The sequence below is a fragment of the uncultured Aquimarina sp. genome, from assembly GCF_947500065.1.
GTDB lineage: Bacteria > Bacteroidota > Bacteroidia > Flavobacteriales > Flavobacteriaceae > Aquimarina.
The window spans coordinates 1-648 of sequence record NZ_CANMQT010000040.1 but is presented as its reverse complement, the minus strand read 5'-3'; the positions used below and the strand labels follow the sequence as shown (position 1 = coordinate 648).

The following is a 648-nucleotide window of genomic DNA, read 5'->3' as shown; positions in this document are numbered from 1 at the left end:
CTTTGGCGACAAACCAAAATAGGCAATATCTTTTCGATTAAGCTTAAACTCCGCATTATCGCATAGGTGTTGTTCTAAGCCGTTTTTTTATTTTTCCATCCTCTTTTTTCAAAACTTCTCACATTATGGCTATCTTTTATTGAGCTCAGATATTCCGCAAGAGTTTTCAATTCAGAGTCATTTTGGTCTCCTTCAAATGCACTCACATAAACTGCATTTCCGTAATTGTCTTTTGTTTTTTCAGGAGAATCATCAATCATTAATATCCGTTCAATTGAGAAGCCTTTCTTTTTTACTTTTTTAAGTCTTTTTTCGTGAACATATTCATCAAGTTCATAATCTCTTTTTGTTGTACAACGGGTTCTACCCCAAACAAATTCGAATTCAATATTTTCAGGTTTAATTTTTTCAACTATTTCCTCAACGTATTTATCGTCAGCAGAAGACCAAACGGCTAATTTAAAATCAGCACTCATAGATTCCAGAAACCATTTAAGATTTGGTCTTCTATAAATGAAATAATCCGCATACTGAAAGTCAAAGTCAATTTCGAGTTTTCGCTCAGTTGCGTGAATTAGAGTTTCATCTAAATCCAATACTAATAATATTTTATTTTCAATTTCCAAATTTCGGTAATGGCTTAGAACG

General features: G+C 32.4%; 1 protein-coding gene. It reads right to left on the bottom strand.

Features of this window, described 5'->3' with window-relative positions; translation table 11 throughout:
* Positions 1-74 precede the first annotated feature (74 nt).
* Positions 75-648 (bottom strand): HAD family hydrolase (locus Q0975_RS28345; RefSeq protein WP_366889778.1); only part of this gene is annotated, 574 nt, incomplete at its 5' end.